The sequence below is a fragment of the Dyella acidisoli genome, assembly GCF_030160295.1.
GTDB lineage: Bacteria > Pseudomonadota > Gammaproteobacteria > Xanthomonadales > Rhodanobacteraceae > Dyella_B > Dyella_B acidisoli.
In genome coordinates this window covers 1-507 of the sequence record NZ_BSOB01000045.1, presented here as the reverse complement: position 1 = coordinate 507, position 507 = coordinate 1, and the positions used below count along the sequence as shown (strand labels likewise).

General features: G+C 60.0%; 1 protein-coding gene. It reads left to right on the top strand.

Features of this window, described 5'->3' with window-relative positions; genetic code table 11:
* On the top strand, positions 1-369 hold a 369-nt coding region (locus QQJ86_RS16285; RefSeq protein WP_284322020.1), incomplete at its 5' end, for a transposase.
* Positions 370-507: the final 138 nt, after the last annotated feature.

Here is a 507-nt window from a genome sequence, read left to right as displayed (position 1 = left end):
GCGCAGGTGACGCCAGCGAACGTCAACGAGGTATGCATCGGTCACGCCTTGGTGCAAGGGGACGAAGCGGCGGTATGGGCGGACAAAGGCTACGTAGGTCCGGCCATGCGCGAGCGACTGCACGCGGCGAAGATCAAGGATCGCGTGCAACGCCGTGCGGCACGAGGCCGTCCGCTTCGCCGCTGGGAGATCGTGCGTAATCGGCTGATTGGACGCGTGCGTGGTCGAGTTGAAGGGGTGTTTGGAGCGCTGAAGCGATCCTACGGATTGATGCGCATGCGTTACTACGGTTTGGCGCGCAATACAGCCGCGACGTTATTAACCCTGACGGCATGGAATCTGGCGCGAGCGGCGGATCGGATCGCATAGATGACTAACGATGGCGACCTCACGAGGTTGCCATCGTTAAAAGACGGCACGCTATGGGCGCTTGTTTCACAATGTGTCGCGGGTGACTGCATGTGAACAGGCAGGTTTTTCAAACGTCCCGCGAAAGCGGGAATCCAT